The sequence below is a fragment of the Streptomyces sp. NPDC002573 genome (assembly GCF_042889625.1).
In the GTDB taxonomy this organism is placed as follows: domain Bacteria; phylum Actinomycetota; class Actinomycetes; order Streptomycetales; family Streptomycetaceae; genus Streptomyces; species Streptomyces gibsoniae.
In genome coordinates, this window is the sequence record NZ_JBIARC010000052.1 from 25,125 (window position 1) to 41,642 (window position 16,518).

Sequence of the window (16,518 nt, forward strand, 5' to 3'; positions counted from 1 at the left end):
GTCAGATGTGCGCGGCCCCCGCGCCCGCTTCCGCGTTGTCGCCCCGCTTGGTGAGCAGCGCGACCAGCACCGCGACCGCCGCGACGCCCGCGGCGACCAGGCAGGCCAGGCTCATGCCGGAGATGAAGGTGTCGTGCGCGACGCCCGCGATCTTCGCGGCGATCGGGGCGGGCGTGCCCTTCTGCACCGGAGCGACACCCTGCTGGACCAGCTGCGAGACCTGGTCGAGCTGGGCGGGGGCGAGCGGCGGCAGCTTGGCCGCGGCCCAGTTGCCCGGGAGGTCGCTGTCCACGCGGGAGGCCATGACCGCGCCCAGGACCGCCGTGCCGAGGCTTCCGCCGATCTGCATCGCGGCCTGCTGGAGACCGCCGGCGACGCCGGACAGCTCCATCGGCGCGTTGCCGACGATCACCTCGGTGGCGCCGACCATCACGGGGGCGAGGCCGAGGCCCAGCAGCGCGAACCAGACGGACATGACGCCGCTGCCCGTGCCCGCCTCGAGCTTCGACATGCCGAACATCGCGATCGCGGTGAGGAGCATGCCGCCGGCCAGCGGGATGCGCGGGCCGGCCTTGGTGATCAGCAGGCCCGCGAGGGGGGAGCCGACGATCATCATGCCGGTCAGCGGCAGCAGATGCAGGCCCGCGTTGACCGGGCTCATCCCGTGCACGTTCTGGAGATAGAAGGTGACGAAGAACAGACCGCCCATGAAGGCGATCGCCATGAGGACCATCAGGACGACGCCCGCGGACAGCGGCACCGAACGGAACAGCCCGAGCGGGATCAGCGGCTCCCGCACCCTCGTCTCCCAGACGGAGAAGAGGACGAAGCCCAGCACGGACGCGCCGATGAACAGCCAGGTCTTGCCGTCGCCCCAGCCCCAGGTCGGCGCCTTGATGAGCGCCCAGACCAGACAGAACATCGCGCCCGACAGCAGCCCGATGCCGAGCAGGTCGAAGGAGCGCGGCGCGTTCTCGGCCCGGTGGTCCCTGAGGATGAACAGGCCGAGGACGAGCGCGAGGGCACCGACCGGCACGTTGATGAAGAAGACGGACTGCCAGCTGACGTGCTGGACGAGCAGACCGCCGAGGATCGGGCCGCCCGCGGTGGAGGCGCCGATGACCATGCCCCAGATGCCGATCGCCATGTTCAGCTTCTCGGCCGGGAAGGTGGCCCGCAGCAGGCCGAGCGCGGCCGGCATCAGCAGCGCGCCGAACAGGCCCTGGAAGACACGGAAGGTCACGACGAGCGCGATGCTGTCGGACAGGCCGATCGCGCCGGAGGCACTGGCGAAGCCGACCACACCGATCAGGAACGTCTGCCGGTGACCGAAGCGGTCGCCGAGCTTGCCCGCGGTGATCAGGGTGACCGCGAGGGCGAGGAAGTAGGCGTTGGTGATCCACTGGACGTCGGAGAAGCTGGCGCCGAGGTCCTTGGCGATGGCCGGGTTGGCGATGGCCACGATGGTGCCGTCCAGCGCGACCATCATCACGCCGATGGCGACGGAGACGAGGGTGAGCCACGGATGTCCACGCAGGCCGCGGTCCGGGGCCCGCTCCTGCGGTGCTGCCGACGGACCGGATGTCCTGTCCCCCGGTTCCGTCGCGTCGACGGTGGTCTGACTAGTCATGTTTTCGAGGCTAGTGACAGTCACTGACAGTTGACAAACCAATTCACAAGTCAGTAACTGTCACGTCATGTACTGATAGCCCGAACCGGGCGGATGAACGGAAAGAGGACCGATGGAGACGGCGTCGCGGCCGGGACTGCGGGAACGCAAGAAACAGCGCACCCGGGACGCACTGCTGCGGGCCGCCCTGGAACTGTTCACCACCAAGGGCTACGAGGCCACGACCGTCGACGAGATCGCCGAGGCCGCGGACGTGTCGCAGCGCACCTTCTTCCGCTACTTCGCCGGCAAGGAGGACGCCGTCTTCTTCGTCCAGTCCCTGGCGGAGTCGCACTTCGTCGAGGCGGTGCGCGCGCGACCGGCCCACGAGGCGCCGCTGGAGGCGCTGCGGCAGGCGATCCTGGAGGGCTGGGACAGCATCGGCGAGGCCGTCGAGGAGATCATCCCCACCGAACTCCATCTGCGCGCCTATCGGTTGATCGAGTCGACACCGGCCCTGTTCGCCACCCATCTGCGCCGCTCGGCGGAGTTGGAGGAGGACATCGCCCGCATCATCGCCGATCGCGAGGGTCTCGACGTGGACGCGGACCCGCGCCCGCGCGTCGCGGTGGCGGTGTTCGGCGGAGTGATGCGCGTCACGGAACGGCTGTGGTGCGCGGGCCGGGACATCACCGTGGAGGCGCTCCGCGAGCTGACCGCCTGGCATCTCGACGCCGTGGGTCCGGCATTGGCCGAGAAGTGGCGCACGAACTGAGCCGTTCACAGCCCGCCGATCCCGTACGCGTCAAGTGAATTCCCGTCAGGCCGGACGCCGGCACGGCCGATGGAGTGAAGAAATGGTGACACGGCGTACCAAGTGGCGTGCATCTCATCGACGCAGTGTGACGATCAATCCTAAAGCGCGCCCGTTTTGCCGGAATTGAAGGGTGCGAAACGTGAGACGCGTCACTCGGTTAACGCGAGACACTCCCGTTCTCCTAGTGTGTCCTTCCAGTGACTTCCTTCGATACCTCCCCGCAACTCAACGTCTGGCGCGCGCTGCTCGCGCTGGCCGTGGTCTTCGTGATGCTCGCGACGACCGGCTGGACCGCCGTGCGCAGCCATCCCGGTGCCACGCCCCTCGCGGCCTCACGCTCGGCGTGGCAGCACGGCAGGATCGCCGGACACGAGCTGCCGGACCCCGAGGGCTCCCCCGCGCAGCTGGCCCGCTTCTTCGCCTCGCTCAGCGCCCCCCAGCGTGCCCGGCTCGCCCACCGCTACCCGCTCGCGGTCGGCAACATGAACGGGGCGCCGGTACAGCTGCGCTACGAGGCCAACCGCATCGCCCTGGACAAGCAGCGCAAGGTCGAGCGCGCCCGGATGCACGACGACCGGCTGTCGTCGGTCGGGCAGCAGGAGGCGGGGCGCCTCATGCACCGCTTCGAGGCGCTGATGACCGAGGGGCGGCAGATCCTCGCCTTCGACCCGGAGGGCTCGGGCCGGATCGCCGAGGTCTTCGGCGACCTGGACAGCGCCCCGCGGGTCTCGGTCGTCGTCCCCGGCGTGGACACCGACCTGCTCACCTTCCAGCGCACCTACCGCATGTACTCGGCGCCCGTCGGCATGGCCCAGTCGCTCTACGCGGCGGAGCACGCGGCGAACCCGGGTACGCCCACGGCCGTGATCGCCTGGGCCGACTACACCTCGCCGGGGGGCATCGGCGTGGAGGCGGCCACCGCGATGCGCGCCGAGGAGGGGGCCGTACGGCTCGACGCCCTGGTGCGCGCCCTGCCCGGCCGGTCGTCCGTCCAGCTGTACTGCCACAGCTACGGCTCGGTGCTCTGCGGCGTGGCCGCGCACACCCTGCCGTCACGGGTGACCGACATCACCGTGGCAGGCAGCCCCGGCATGCGCACCGAGTCGGCCGCCGGGCTGCACACCACGGCCCGGGTGTGGGCGATGCGGGACGCCGACGACTGGATCCAGGACGTGCCGTATCTGGAGCTCGGGGGCCTCGGCCACGGTGCCGATCCGGTCTCCCGCGGCTTCGGGGCGCGGGTGCTGTCCGCGCAGGGGGCGAAGGGGCATCCCGGCTATTTCGCGCCGGGCACCGAGAGCCTGCGCAACTTCGCCGAGATCGGCGTTGGCGCATACGACTCGGTGCACTGCGCCGACGACACCGACAGCTGCCGGGCGGGTTTGTCCGACTCGGTGGCGGCCGGACGCGCGTAGAAATACAGGAATTGCGGTCTGCCGGGGGAGGCGACGAAGGAGCGCGTGCCGCATACGATGAGCCGCATGGGTGACGTACTGGCCGGATTTCATGCCGTCTGGGAGTTCGAGTCCGACTCCGTGCTCATCCGCTTCGAACGGGGGATCCGTTCACCGAAGCTGTTCCAGGCGCTCGGTGACCGCCGTGTCCCCCTGGAGGCGATCGCGGGGGTGACGCTGACTCAGGGCAGACGTGGAACCGTCGTTCTGCGCGCCGTGCCCCGGCCCGGTGCCGATCCGCTGATGGAGGCGGCGGCCGGACAGCTCAAGGAGGCCGTGGACCCCTACCGGCTGGTGCTGCCCGCCGACCGCCACTCCCTCGCCGAGCACTGCGCCGACGAGCTGCGGTCCCTGATCACCGAGGACGGCACCCCGGCCGAGCGGTTCCTGGTGGCGCCGCCCGAGACCCCGCTGTACTTCAAGGCCTACGACGGGAAGGCGTCCTTCGACGGCCGGGTGGTGTCCTTCCGGTGGTCCTGGACGGGCGCTTCCTCCGCCAAGTGGAAGGCCGGCGACCAGAGCTTCCCGGTCAGCGCCCTCAGCGGGGTCGAGTGGAGCTCCCCCGAGGCCCTGGACGGCCATCTGCGGCTGCTGCGGCGGGATGCCACCGCCGCCGACGCCGGGCGGCAGGTGCCGCCGGACCAGGACCCGGGCGCCGTCGTCTTCGGCCTCGGCTACGGCCCGGTGCACGAGTCGCTGCCCTTCGCCGCCGCGGTGCTGGCCGCGGTGCGGACCGCCGGGCCCTCGGCCGTCCCCGCCGCGATACCGGCGGCGCGCCGGGACCCGGCGGACATCGCCGAGCGGATCCGCCACCTCGGGGAGCTGCACAAGGCGGGGCTCGTCACGGACGAGGAGTTCTCCACGAAGAAGGCGGAGCTGCTGGCGGAGCTCTAGGGCTCCGCTCCGGACTCCTTACTCCCGCCCCGCCGACGCGAACGTCATGTCGGGGTAGCGGTCGCCCGCCACCTTGGCCGCGATCGGCTCCAGGAGCGCCAGTTCCTCGTCCGTCAGGACGATCCGGGTCGCCGCCGCGTTCTCCTCGACACGCGAGCGCCTGGTCGTGCCCGGGATCGGGACCACCGGGAAGCCGTGCACCGCGGTCTGCTGCTGCACCCAGGCCAGCGCGATCTGGGCCAGGGAGACCCCGTGCGCCTCGGCGACCGTGCGGACCGGCTCCAGCAGCCGGACGTTGGCGGCCGCGTTCTCGCCGGTGAAGCGCGGCATCGTACGGCGGAAGTCCTGGTCGGTGAGGTCCGTGCCGGCGTCGGAGAACGAGCCGGTGAGGAATCCCCGGCCCAGCGGCGAGTACGGAACCAGGGCCACACCCAGTTCCCTGGCGGCCGGCACCACGTTCGCCTCGATGTCCCGGCTGAACAGGGACCACTCCGACTGCACGGCGGCGATCGGATGGACGGCCTGGGCCGCGCGCAGCTCACCGGCGGTGACCTCGCTCAGCCCGAGGTGCTTCACCTTGCCCTCGCGCACCAGCTCCGCCATGGTGCCGACGGTCTCCTCGATCGGCACCCGCACATCGCGGCGGTGCATGTAATAGAGGTCGATCACGTCGACGTCCAGCCGCTTCAGGCTGGCCTCGACACAACTGCGGATATAGGGCGCGTCGTTGCGGATGATCCGCTTCATGGGGTCGTCCGGCGAGGTCGAGATCGCGAACTTGGTGGCGATGACGACCTCGTCCCGGTGCGCCTTGAAGAACGGCGACAGGAACTTCTCGTTCTCCCCGCCGCCGTAGGCGTCCGCGGTGTCGTAGAGGGTGACGCCCAGCTCGAACGCCCGCTCCAGGGCGGCGCGCGACTCCCCGGCGTCCGAGGGCCCGTACGCCCAGGTCATCCCCATGCAGCCGAGGCCCTGCACGCTCACCTCGGGGCCGTCGCCGCCGAGGTGCGCCTTCGCGATCCTGCTGTCCGTCATCGGGGCCTCTCCGACGCCAGGGCGGGCCCGGCGTCCGCGTAGAAATCGATCTTGCGGTTGAGCACCGCGAGCGTGTCCTGGAGTTCCGTGATCCGGGCGAGCACGTCCCGGCGGGTCGCCTCCAGGAGGTCGTAGCGTTCGCCGTAGGTGTGATCCCCGGCACGTACCAGCTCGGCGTAGCGCACCATGTCGGCGACGGGCATGCCGGTGAGCCTGAGCTTGCCGACCAGATCGAGCCAGTCGAGGTCGGCGTTGCAGTAACGGCGCTGTCCCGTGTGGGAGCGGTCGATGTGGGGCATCAGCCCGATCCGCTCGTACCAGCGCAGGGTGTGCGCGGTGAGGCCGGTGAAGGCCACGACCTCGCTGATGGTGTAGCTGTCCTGTCCGTCGGGACGGGGATGCCGCTCGGGCGGTACGGAGCAGACGTCGGTCACGTGGTCGGCCGCCTCGGCCATGGTCTCCATCACCGTCATGGGCTCCACGCTAAAACGTTGGAGTGCACTCCAAGCAAGCGGAACCCGTGAAAACACCGAGACCGGCGCGGGCTCACGTGATTAGCGTGCCCGTCATGAGTCTCGTACGCCGGGCCGTGCCCGAGGATGCCGAAGAACTGCTGCGCCTGCGCCAGGTGATGCTGGATTCCCTGTTCACCGCCGACCCGTCCACCCGGTGGCACTCGGAGTCCCTGCCGACCCTGCGCCGAAGGCTCGGCGCACCGGACGACGGCTTCGCGGCGTTCGTGATCGACCACCCCGAGCGGCCCGGGGCACTCGCCGCGATCGTGGTGGGCACCATCGAGTACCGGATCGGGCGGGCGGGCAATCCGCACGGCCGGGTGGGCCATGTCTTCAGCGTCGCCACCGATCCGGACGCACGCCGCCGGGGCTACGCCCGCGCCTGCATGGAGACGCTGCTGGACTGGTTCCGTGCGGGGGACGTCCGGCAGGTCGACCTGAACGCGTCCGCGCAGGCCGAGCCGCTGTACGCGGCGCTGGGCTTCGTCCGCAAGCCGGACCCCTCGATGCGGCTTCAGCTGTGAGCCGCATAGGCTCGTTCACATGTCCCTGCAGAGCCTGGCGCTGATCGAGAACTGGCCCGTCCCCACCGCCGCGGCGGCGGTCGTCCGTGCGGACGGCACCGTGCTCGGCACGCACGGGCCGGTCGGCCACCGCTTCCCGCTGGCCTCGGTCACCAAGCCGCTCGCCGCCTACGCGGTGCTCGTGGCCTACGAGGAGGGCGCCGTCGAACTGGACGAGCCCGCCGGGCCGCCCGGGTCGACGGTGCGCCATCTGCTCGCGCACACGTCCGGGCTCGCGTTCGACGAGCACCGCGTCACGTCGGCGCCCGGGGAGCGGCGGCTGTACTCGAACGCCGGCTTCGAGGTGCTGGGCGACCATGTGGCGAAGGCGACGGACATCAGTTTCTTCGAGTACGCGCGGCAGGCGGTCATGGAGCCGCTCGGCATGGACTCCACGAGCCTCGACGGCTCCCCGGCCAAGGACGGCGTCTCGACGGTCGCCGATCTCGTGCGCTTCGCCGCCGAGGTCCAGGCGCCCCGACTGCTCGACCCCCGTACGGTCGCCGAGGCGATGACCGTGCAGTACCCGGGCACCAAGGGCGTGCTGCCGGGCTACGGGCACCAGAACCCCAACGACTGGGGTCTCGGCTTCGAGATCCGCGGCGCCAAGTCGCCGCACTGGACGGGGCGTTCGTCCTCGCCCAGGACCTTCGGCCACTTCGGGCAGTCGGGCACGTTCCTGTGGGTCGACCCGGACGCGGGTGCGGCGTGCGTCGCTCTGACGGACCGGGCGTTCGGGCCGTGGGCGATCGAGGCGTGGACGCCGTTCACGGACGCGGTGCTGGCGGAGCTGCGGGGCTGAGCAGCCTCCGGGTCCCCTCCCCGGAGGGTGAGGACGGCCCGGCCACCGCAGCCGTCCGGCCGCCCCCCGTCCTTATCCGGCCATCTCCCACAGCAGCAGTTCCGCCCCCGTCCGTGCCCCCACCGCCTCCAGGTCCTTCGCGTCCGCGATCCGGGCCGAGTCCCCCGGGCCGAGCTCCTGCTCGCCCAGCCGTACACCGCCGCGCACCAGGTGCGCGTAGACGAACGCCCCGTCCGGCACCGCCGTGCGCTCCCCCGGTGCCAGCCGGCGGACATGGAGCATCGCGCCCGCCTCGGGGACGGCGTACGGCGTGGAGTCCGCGATGCCGTGGACCACCTCGTAGCAGGGGTCGCCGCCCGGCTGTCCGGGAGCCAGCCACATCTGGACGAAGACCAGGGGGACGTCGCCGTCGTTGCGCTCCACATGGCGGACCCCGCCCCCCGCGCTCAGCCGCTGGACGTCGCCGGGGCGGACCACCGACCGGTGGCCCGTGGAGTCGCGGTGGGTCAGCTCCCCCTCCACCACCCATGTGACGATCTCGGTGTGGCTGTGCGGGTGCTCGTCGAATCCCGCGCCCGGCGCCAGCCGCTCCTCGTTGCACGCGATCACCGCGCCGAACCGGAGGTTGTCCGGGTCGTAGTGCGGGCCGAAACCGAAGGCGTGCAGGGACTCGATCCCCGCGGCCGCATCCCCTCCGCGGTAGCGCTCACCGGCGCGCCGTACGTCCATCACAGCCACCACCGTAGTCCCGGCCGTCTCACCCTCCGGGACCCGGCGCCGCACTGCCCCGTCCCGATAAGGCACTCTTGTCCCCGTGCCCGAACCCGAAGCCACCCACCCCGAGCCCGCAGCGCACTCCGTCCATCCGCATGCCGCGACCCTGAAGCGGCTGGAGAAATCGTCCGGAAGCCTCGCCGCGCAGGCCATCGCGCGCATGGACGAGACGCTCCCGTGGTACCGGGCGATGCCCCCGGAGAACCGTTCGTGGATCGGCCTGGTGGCGCAGGCGGGCATCGCCGCGTTCACCGAGTGGTTCCGGCACCCGGACGCCCCGCAGGCCATCTCCACCGATGTCTTCGGCACCGCGCCGCGCGAGCTGACCCGGGCCATCACCCTGCGGCAGACCGTGGAGATGGTGCGGACGACCATCGAGGTCATGGAGTCCGCCATCGACGAGGTGGCCGCTCCCGGCGACGAGTCCGTGCTGCGCGAGGCGCTCCTCGTCTACGCCCGGGAGATCGCCTTCGCCACCGCCCAGGTCTACGCCCAGGCCGCCGAGGCACGCGGTGCCTGGGACGCCCGGCTGGAGTCGCTGGTGGTCAACGCCGTGCTCAGCGGGGAGGCCGACGAGGGGGCCGTCAGCCGGGCCGCGGCACTCGGCTGGAACTCGCCCGAGCATGTGTGCGTGGTCCTGGGTACTGCACCCGACGGTGACAGCGAGCTGACGGTCGAGGCCATCCGGCGGGCCGCCCGCCACGCCAAGCTCCAGGTGCTCACGGGCGTGCTCGGCGACCGGCTCGTCGTGGTCGCGGGCGGCAGCGACAATCCGCTCGCCGTCGCCAAGTCGCTGATCGGCCCGTTCGCCGCCGGACCCGTCGTCGCCGGGCCGATCGTGCCCGACCTGCAGGCCGCGACCCGGTCCGCGCAGGCCGCGGCGGCAGGCCTCAAGGCGTGTTCCGCCTGGCAGGACGCACCGCGCCCGGTACTGGCGGACGATCTGCTGCCGGAGCGCGCGATCGCCGGTGATCCCAGCGCCCGCGAGCAACTGGTGGAGGAGATCTACAGACCACTGGAGGAGGCGGGATCCGCACTCCTGGAGACCCTCAGCGTGTATCTGGAGCAGGCGTCCAGTCTGGAAGGTGCCGCCCGAATGCTCTTCGTTCACCCGAACACCGTGCGCTACCGGCTCCGACGTGTGACTGACGTCACCGGATGGTCGCCTTCTGATGTACGCTCCGCGTTCACGTTGCGGATCGCACTGATCCTGGGGCGTCTGGCCGAAGGGGATCCCCAGACCTAGCCTTTTGTCGGGGGCCCACAAAACCCCCTGCTGTTCTTCGTCCTTGTCCTCACGGGCGGCGCTGGCCGTCCCCAAGAGAGAGTGTGAGAGTGCTCGTACTCGTCGCTCCCGGCCAGGGCGCCCAGACGCCCGGCTTCCTGACTCCCTGGCTCGACCTCCCCGGTGCCGCCGCCCGCGTCGCGGCATGGTCGGACGCCATCGGGCTCGACCTCGCCCACTACGGCACGCAGGCCGATGCCGACGCCATCCGTGACACCGCCGTCGCCCAGCCGCTGCTGGTCGCCGCGGGTCTGCTGTCCGCCGCGGCACTGGGTGACATCACCCCCGGTGCCGTCGCCGGCCACAGCGTCGGCGAGATCACCGCGGCCTCCTTCGCGGGCGTCCTCGACGACACGGCCGCGCTGATGCTCGTCCGCAAGCGGGGTCTGGCCATGGCCGAGGCCGCCGCCATCACGCCCACGGGCATGTCGGCGCTGCTCGGCGGCGAGCCCGCGACGACGCTCCCGCACCTGGAGAAGCTGGGCCTGACGCCGGCGAACGTGAACGGTGCCGGGCAGATCGTCGCCGCCGGCACCCTGGAGCAGCTCGCCGCCCTCGCGGAGGACAAGCCCGAGGGCGTGCGCCGCGTGGTGCCGCTGAAGGTGGCCGGCGCGTTCCACACCCACCACATGGCACCCGCGGTGGACCGGCTCGCGGAGGCGGCCGAGGCGCTCGCGCCCGCCGTCCCGCGCGTCACCTACGTCTCGAACAAGGACGGTCAGGCCGTCGCCACCGGTGCCGAGGTCCTTCAGCGGCTGATCGGCCAGGTCGCCAACCCGGTCCGCTGGGACCTGTGCATGGAGACCTTCGAGAAGCTGGGCGTCACGGCGCTGATCGAGGTGTGCCCCGGCGGCACCCTCACGGGCATCGCCAAGCGCGCGCTGCCGGGTGTCCAGACCCTGGCCCTGAAGACCCCTGACGACCTCGACGCCGCTCGCGACCTCGTCGCCGAGCACAGTGCCTGATTAGGAGCCCGAGAGCATGTCCAAGATCAAGGCACGGAAGGGTGCTCCCTACGCGCGCATTCTCGGGGTCGGCGGCTACCGTCCGGTCCGGGTGGTGCCCAACGACGTGATCCTGGAGAAGATCGACTCCTCCGACGAGTGGATCCGCTCCCGCTCCGGCATCGAGACCCGGCACTGGGCGAACGACGACGAGACCGTCGCCGCGATGTCCATCGAGGCGGCGGGCAAGGCCATCGCCGACGCCGGGATCGCCGCCGAGCAGATCGGCGCGGTCGTCGTCTCCACCGTCTCGCACTTCAGCCAGACCCCGGCCGTCGCCACCGAGATCGCCGACAAGCTCGGCACCGACAAGGCCGCCGCCTTCGACATCTCGGCCGGCTGCGCGGGCTTCGGCTACGGCCTCACGCTCGCCAAGGGCATGATCGTCGAGGGGTCCGCCGAGTACGTCCTCGTCATCGGCGTGGAGCGGCTGTCGGACCTGACGGACCTCGAGGACCGGGCCACCGCCTTCCTGTTCGGTGACGGCGCGGGCGCGGTCGTGGTGGGACCGTCCGAGGAGCCGCACATCGGCCCGACCGTCTGGGGCTCGGAGGGCGACAAGTCCGAGACCATCAAGCAGACCGTGCCGTGGAACGACTTCCGGCTGGGCGACGTCTCCAAGCTCCCGGTGGACAGCGAGGGCAACGTCAAGTTCCCCGCCATCACGCAGGAGGGCCAGGCGGTGTTCCGCTGGGCCGTGTTCGAGATGGCGAAGGTCGCCCAGCAGGCGCTGGACGCGGCCGGGATCACAGCCGACGACCTGGACGTCTTCATCCCCCACCAGGCCAACGTGCGGATCATCGACTCGATGGTGAAGACTCTCAAGCTGCCGGAGCACGTGACGGTCGCGCGTGACGTGCGCACCACCGGAAACACCTCGGCCGCCTCGATCCCGCTCGCGATGGAGCGGCTCCTGGCGACCGGCGAGGCGAAGAGCGGCGACACCGCGCTCGTCATCGGCTTCGGGGCGGGTCTCGTGTACGCCGCGACGGTCGTTACCCTCCCCTAGGCACTCCGTGCCGGGTCACCCGGTCCGGCACGGGAGCAACACACACCCACCGCTGACGCGGTGGGCGCCACACCCTCTGGAAAACTACGAAGGAGCGCCTGACATGGCCGCCACTCAGGAAGAGATCGTCGCCGGTCTCGCCGAGATCGTGAACGAGATCGCCGGGATCCCCACCGAGGACGTCCAGCTGGACAAGTCCTTCACCGACGACCTGGACGTCGACTCGCTGTCCATGGTCGAGGTCGTCGTCGCCGCCGAGGAGCGCTTCGACGTCAAGATCCCCGACGACGACGTGAAGAACCTCAAGACCGTCGGCGACGCCGCCGAGTACATCCTCAAGCACCAGGCCTGATCGACCGATCACCTGGGCAGACAGCCCGGCACCGGGCCGGCGGCCCGGTGACCTGGGCCGTTGCCCCGCCACCCGGCGGTGGCGCCGCTGAATCCTCGTATCCGTTGGAGAAAGAATTCCCGTGAGCTCGACCAATCGCACCGTGGTCGTCACCGGTATCGGCGCAACCACACCGCTGGGTGGCGACGCGGCCTCTACCTGGGAGGGCCTGGTCGCCGGCAAGTCCGGAGTCCGTCCTCTCGAGCAGGACTGGGCCGCCGAGCAGGCGGTCCGCATCGCCGCACAGATCGCCGTGGAGCCGTCGGAGGTCATCCCGCGACCGCAGGCCCGCCGGCTGGACCGCTCGGCGCAGTTCGCCCTGATCGCAGCCAAGGAGGCCTGGGCGGACGCCGGTTTCACCGACCGGGCGGGCGAGGACGCCAGCGTCGACCCCGACCGTCTCGGCGCGGTCATCGCCTCCGGCATCGGCGGTGTGACGACCCTGCTCGACCAGTACGACGTGCTGAAGGAGAAGGGCGTCCGCCGCGTCTCCCCGCACACGGTCCCGATGCTGATGCCGAACGGCCCGTCCGCCAACGTGGGGCTGCTCGTCGGCGCCCGCGCCGGTGTGCACACCCCGGTCTCCGCCTGCGCGTCGGGCGCCGAGGCCATCGGCTACGGCATCGAGATGATCCGCACCGGCCGCGCCGACGTCGTCGTCGCCGGCGGTACGGAGGCGGCCATCCACCCGCTGCCGATCGCCGCGTTCGGCAACATGATGGCGATGTCCAAGAACAACGACGACCCGCAGGGCGCCTCGCGTCCCTACGACGTCGCCCGCGACGGCTTCGTCCTCGGCGAGGGCGCGGGCGTCGTGATCCTGGAGTCGGCCGAGCACGCCGCCAAACGCGGCGCCCGCGTCTACGCGGAGGCGGTCGGCCAGGGCATCTCCGCCGACGCCCACGACATCGTGCAGCCGGAGCCCGAGGGCCGCGGCATCTCGCACGCCCTGCAGAACCTGCTGGACCACAGCGACCTGAACCCCGCGGAGATCGTGCACGTGAACGCGCACGCCACCTCCACGCCGGCCGGTGACATCGCCGAGCTCAAGGCGCTGCGCAAGGTCTTCGGCGACGACGCCGACCACATGGCGGTCTCCGCGACCAAGTCGATGACCGGTCATCTGCTCGGCGGTGCGGGCGGCGTGGAGTCGGTGGCGACCGTCCTCGCGCTGTACCACCGGATCGCCCCGCCGACGATCAACATCGAGAACATCGACCCGGAGGCCGAGGCCAACGCGGACGTCGTCCGCGGCGAGGCCCGCAAGCTGCCGGTCGAGGGCCGTATCGCCGCGCTGAACGACTCGTTCGGCTTCGGCGGCCACAACGTGGTCCTGGCGTTCCGCACGATCTGATCCGGGCAGCCGCCCCGGCGAGTCATGCGAAAGGGCCCCCACCAGCCGGTGGGGGCCCTTTCGTACGAACGGGGGACGGCGAGTGGGCACAGGACCGGTCCACGGCCGGGTGACGGGCGGTCAGACGACCTGGTGCAGCCACCGCACCGGCGCGCCCTCGCCCGCGTAGCGGAAGGGTTCCAGTTCGTCGTCCCAGGGCTTGCCGAGCAGCTTGGCGAGTTCGGCCTCCAGCTCGCTCTCGCCGCGCTGGGAGCGCACCAGGGCGGCGCGCAGCCGGTCCTCGGGGATCAGGATGTCGCCGTGGATGCCGGTCACCGCGTGGAAGATCCCGAGATCGGGGGTGCAGCTGTAGCGCTCGCCCTCGGCGGTCGGGCACGGTTCCGCGGTGACCTCGAAGCGCAGCAGGTGCCAGCCGCGCAGCGCGGAGGCGAGCTTGGAGGCGGTACCGGCCTCTCCCTGCCAGGAGAACTCGGATCTCCAGGTGCCGGGCGCGGCGGGCTGCCGGATCCAGTCGAGGTTGACGCGCGTGCCCAGCACGCCCGCGACCGCCCACTCGACGTGCGGGCACAGTGCGCGTGGCGCGGAGTGCACGTACAGGACTCCACGTGTCGTCACCTGAACCTCCGGGCAGACCGCGACATCTTGTAACTTTACGGAACGGGCGTGGCAGGGCTGCCACGGGGCGAGGCTACCGTGCGGCGGCGCAAGGAGTGTGACGTACCGTCGGTCCAGGTGCTCCCAAACCCCGAGGTTTCACCCAAGGGGACGCGGGACTGACCCAGCGTGTTCGAAGCGCTGCCGAACGACCGCGGAGGAACCGTGCACGGGCCGACCGCCGGGTACGACGAACGAGGGGACCGAGGGATGCGGAAACGGGGCCGTGGCTCTCGGGCCGCCGTCGCGATGGCGGTTGCGGCCGTCGTGGGGCTCGCCGGCTGCGACGCCTCCGGGGGCGGCGGTGCCAGTCCGCAGGGCAGCACCGCGCAGGCGCATCCCTCGCCGCGGCCCACCCCGGTCTGGAACCGCTCCCCCGGCTCCATCGCCGCCGTGGGCGACTCCATCACGCGCGGCTTCGACGCCTGCACGGTGCTGTCCGACTGCCCCGAGGTGTCGTGGGCGACGGGCAGCGACACCACCGTGGACAGTCTCGCCGTACGGCTGCTCGGGGCGACCGGGGCCGCGGAGCACAGCTGGAACTACGCGGTGACCGGGGCCCGGATGGCGGACCTGCCCGCGCAGATCGCCCAGGCCGTGCCGCAGCGCCCGGATCTGGTGACGGTGATGGTGGGCGCCAATGACGCCTGCCGTTCCACCGTCTCCGCGATGACGCCGGTGGCCGGTTTCCGCAAGCAGTTCCAGACGGCGATGGACTCCCTGCGCGCGTCGCTGCCGAAGACGCAGGTGTACGTGTCCAGCGTGCCGAACCTGAAGCGGCTGTGGTCGCAGGGCCGCACCAGCCAGCTCGGCAAGCAGGTGTGGAAGCTGGGCATCTGCCCGTCGATGCTGGGCGACGCGGACGCGCTCGACGCGCGTGCGAGCAGGCGGCGCGATGCGGTGCAGGAGCGGGTGGAGGCGTACAACCAGGTTCTGCGGGAGGTGTGCGCCAAGGACCGGCGGTGCCGCTTCGACGGCAACGCGGTCTTCGACTACCGCTTCGGTACGGGGCAGTTGAGCCAGTGGGACTGGTTCCACCCGAGCCGGGACGGCCAGGCCCGCCTGGCCGAGATCGCCTACCGAACGATCACGGCGAAGAACCCGTGACCTAGGGTTTCCCACATGAGCGAACCATTCGGCACACTTTCCGACGGCACCCCGGTCAACCGCTGGACGCTGGAGCGGGGCGGGGTGCGGGTGCGGGTGCTGTCGTACGGCGGGATCGTGCAGTCGGCCGAGGTCCCGGACCGCGACGGGCGGCGGACGGACGTGGTGCTGGGCTTCGCGGACCTGGAGGGCTATCTGCGCCATCCCGAGCCGTTTCTGGGGGCGTTGGTCGGCCGGTACGCCAACCGCATCGCGGGGGCCCGTTTCACGCTGGACGGGCACACCCACACCCTGGAGGCGAACGACGGGCCGAACACGCTGCACGGCGGCCCCCACGCCTTCGACAAGCGGGTGTGGCACGTGGACCCGGTCGAGCACGGGGTACGGCTGTCCCGGACGAGCCCGGACGGCGAGGGGGGCTTCCCGGGCCGGCTGGAGGTCTCGGCGACCTACACCCTCGACGCACAGGGCGCGCTGCGGATCGCCTACGAGGCCCTCACGGACGCGCCGACGGTGGTGAACCTGACGAACCACTCGTACTGGAACCTGGCCGGTGCCGGGCACGCGGGCGGGCACGAGCTGCGGATCGCCGCCTCCCGGTACACCCCGGTGGACGGACAGCTGATCCCGGCCGGCCCGCCGATGGACGTGGACGGCACCCGTCTGGACTTCCGGGCGGCGCGCACGGTCGGCTCGGGCTACGACCACAACTTCGTCCTCGACAAGGGCGCGACCGAGGCCCCGGTCGAGGTCGCCGAGCTGAGCGACCCGGCGTCCGGGCGGGTGCTCACGGTGGCCACCACCGAGCCCGGGCTCCAGCTCTACACCGCGGACCACCTCGGTGCCCCGCTCTCCCCCGGCGCCGGGATCGCCCTGGAGACCCAGGCCTTCCCGGACTCGCCGAACCGCCCGGACTTCCCGAGCACGGAACTCAGGCCGGGCGGGGTGTACGCATCGGAGACGGTGTACCGCTTCTCCGCGCGGTAGCCGAGCGGGCCACGAGCCCCGGTCCAGGGTCAGGTCCCGGACCGGGGCTGCTCATGGGAGGCCCCTCCCAGGTCAGACGTTAATCGTCGGGATGACGCGACGGTCGTCGATCGGGCGTTCGGCCGCGACCTCGTACGAACCCTTCACAAATGCCACGCGGTGCCGCAGGGCGAGCCGGGGCGGGGCACGCTCCCCCAGGTCACGCACCATGGCCCGGGTCACTTCCGTCACGCGATACTGCGAGGCGTCCGGCACCACGCTCCC

At 71.3% G+C, this 16,518-nt stretch carries 18 protein-coding genes; 12 read left to right on the plus strand and 6 right to left on the minus strand.

The features are described from left to right. Position 1 precedes the first annotated feature (1 nt). Positions 2-1,630: an MFS transporter gene (locus ACFYX0_RS34620; protein WP_388976461.1), complete on the minus strand. Its 1,629-nt coding sequence runs from the start codon at positions 1,628-1,630 to the stop codon at positions 2-4. A gap of 112 nt (positions 1,631-1,742) precedes the next feature. Here ACFYX0_RS34620 and ACFYX0_RS34625 point away from each other — a divergent pair, with 112 nt between their 5' ends. From ACFYX0_RS34625 to ACFYX0_RS34635, 3 genes are all read left to right on the plus strand, one after another. Further along, the gene (locus tag ACFYX0_RS34625) at positions 1,743-2,384 is read left to right on the plus strand and encodes a TetR family transcriptional regulator (RefSeq protein WP_388976464.1); all 642 of its coding nucleotides are present in this window, start codon (positions 1,743-1,745) and stop codon (positions 2,382-2,384) included. 239 nt (positions 2,385-2,623) lie between these two features. Beyond that, positions 2,624-3,841 (plus strand): alpha/beta hydrolase, encoded by a 1,218-nt coding sequence (locus ACFYX0_RS34630; RefSeq protein WP_388976467.1) that lies wholly within the window; start codon positions 2,624-2,626, stop codon positions 3,839-3,841. 66 nt (positions 3,842-3,907) lie between these two features. Further along, positions 3,908-4,774, plus strand: a complete 867-nt coding sequence (locus tag ACFYX0_RS34635) for a DUF4429 domain-containing protein (RefSeq protein WP_388976470.1) — start codon at positions 3,908-3,910, stop codon at positions 4,772-4,774. Between the two features lie 18 nt (positions 4,775-4,792). Here ACFYX0_RS34635 and ACFYX0_RS34640 read toward each other — a convergent pair whose 3' ends face one another. Next, positions 4,793-5,809, minus strand: coding sequence for an aldo/keto reductase (locus ACFYX0_RS34640; RefSeq protein WP_388976472.1), 1,017 nt, complete (start codon positions 5,807-5,809; stop codon positions 4,793-4,795). Continuing rightward, the gene (locus ACFYX0_RS34645) at positions 5,806-6,282 is read right to left on the minus strand and encodes a MerR family transcriptional regulator (RefSeq protein ID WP_355907435.1); all 477 of its coding nucleotides are present in this window, start codon (positions 6,280-6,282) and stop codon (positions 5,806-5,808) included. The genes ACFYX0_RS34640 and ACFYX0_RS34645 overlap by 4 nt, the downstream gene beginning before the upstream one ends. Positions 6,283-6,377: 95 nt before the next feature. Between ACFYX0_RS34645 and ACFYX0_RS34650 the strand changes: the two genes are divergently transcribed. Next, complete coding sequence (locus ACFYX0_RS34650; protein ID WP_355907433.1) at positions 6,378-6,848, plus strand: GNAT family N-acetyltransferase; 471 nt, start codon at positions 6,378-6,380, stop codon at positions 6,846-6,848. Between the two features lie 19 nt (positions 6,849-6,867). Continuing rightward, complete coding sequence (locus ACFYX0_RS34655; protein ID WP_388976474.1) at positions 6,868-7,689, plus strand: serine hydrolase domain-containing protein; 822 nt, start codon at positions 6,868-6,870, stop codon at positions 7,687-7,689. A 72-nt stretch (positions 7,690-7,761) separates the two neighbouring features. Here the strand turns inward: ACFYX0_RS34655 and ACFYX0_RS34660 are convergent, their stop codons facing one another. Then, positions 7,762-8,418 (minus strand): pirin family protein, encoded by a 657-nt coding sequence (locus ACFYX0_RS34660; protein WP_388976514.1) that lies wholly within the window; start codon positions 8,416-8,418, stop codon positions 7,762-7,764. 85 nt (positions 8,419-8,503) lie between these two features. Here ACFYX0_RS34660 and fasR point away from each other — a divergent pair, with 85 nt between their 5' ends. The 5 genes from fasR to fabF all read left to right on the plus strand — a co-directional run bounded on the left by fasR (position 8,504) and on the right by fabF (position 13,506). Beyond that, positions 8,504-9,709 (plus strand): fatty acid biosynthesis transcriptional regulator FasR, encoded by a 1,206-nt coding sequence (gene fasR, locus ACFYX0_RS34665; RefSeq protein ID WP_311698280.1) that lies wholly within the window; start codon positions 8,504-8,506, stop codon positions 9,707-9,709. Between the two features lie 89 nt (positions 9,710-9,798). Next, a complete protein-coding gene (locus ACFYX0_RS34670; protein ID WP_388976476.1) occupies positions 9,799-10,713 on the plus strand; it encodes an ACP S-malonyltransferase in 915 nt (304 codons plus the stop codon). Positions 10,714-10,729: 16 nt separating this feature from the next. Then, positions 10,730-11,761, plus strand: a complete 1,032-nt coding sequence (locus ACFYX0_RS34675) for a ketoacyl-ACP synthase III (protein ID WP_311698278.1) — start codon at positions 10,730-10,732, stop codon at positions 11,759-11,761. Between the two features lie 103 nt (positions 11,762-11,864). Then, the gene (locus ACFYX0_RS34680; RefSeq protein WP_043440034.1) at positions 11,865-12,113 is read left to right on the plus strand and encodes an acyl carrier protein; all 249 of its coding nucleotides are present in this window, start codon (positions 11,865-11,867) and stop codon (positions 12,111-12,113) included. A 121-nt stretch (positions 12,114-12,234) separates the two neighbouring features. Further along, positions 12,235-13,506: a beta-ketoacyl-ACP synthase II gene (fabF, locus tag ACFYX0_RS34685; protein ID WP_388976479.1), complete on the plus strand. Its 1,272-nt coding sequence runs from the start codon at positions 12,235-12,237 to the stop codon at positions 13,504-13,506. 120 nt (positions 13,507-13,626) lie between these two features. On the opposite strand, the gene ACFYX0_RS34690 is transcribed toward fabF, so the two are convergent. Next, positions 13,627-14,121, minus strand: coding sequence for a DUF3145 domain-containing protein (locus tag ACFYX0_RS34690; RefSeq protein ID WP_311698275.1), 495 nt, complete (start codon positions 14,119-14,121; stop codon positions 13,627-13,629). Between the two features lie 249 nt (positions 14,122-14,370). On the opposite strand from ACFYX0_RS34690, the gene ACFYX0_RS34695 reads away from it, so the two are divergent. Together ACFYX0_RS34695 and ACFYX0_RS34700 are read left to right on the plus strand one after the other, a co-directional pair. After that, entirely contained in the window at positions 14,371-15,267 is an 897-nt protein-coding gene (locus ACFYX0_RS34695) for an SGNH/GDSL hydrolase family protein (RefSeq protein WP_355907772.1), read from the plus strand. A 15-nt stretch (positions 15,268-15,282) separates the two neighbouring features. Next, on the plus strand, positions 15,283-16,254 hold the full coding sequence (locus ACFYX0_RS34700) for an aldose epimerase family protein (protein WP_388976481.1): 972 nt from the start codon (positions 15,283-15,285) through the stop codon (positions 16,252-16,254). 72 nt (positions 16,255-16,326) lie between these two features. Here ACFYX0_RS34700 and ACFYX0_RS34705 read toward each other — a convergent pair whose 3' ends face one another. After that, positions 16,327-16,512: a hypothetical protein gene (locus ACFYX0_RS34705; RefSeq protein WP_355907418.1), complete on the minus strand. Its 186-nt coding sequence runs from the start codon at positions 16,510-16,512 to the stop codon at positions 16,327-16,329. Positions 16,513-16,518: the final 6 nt, after the last annotated feature.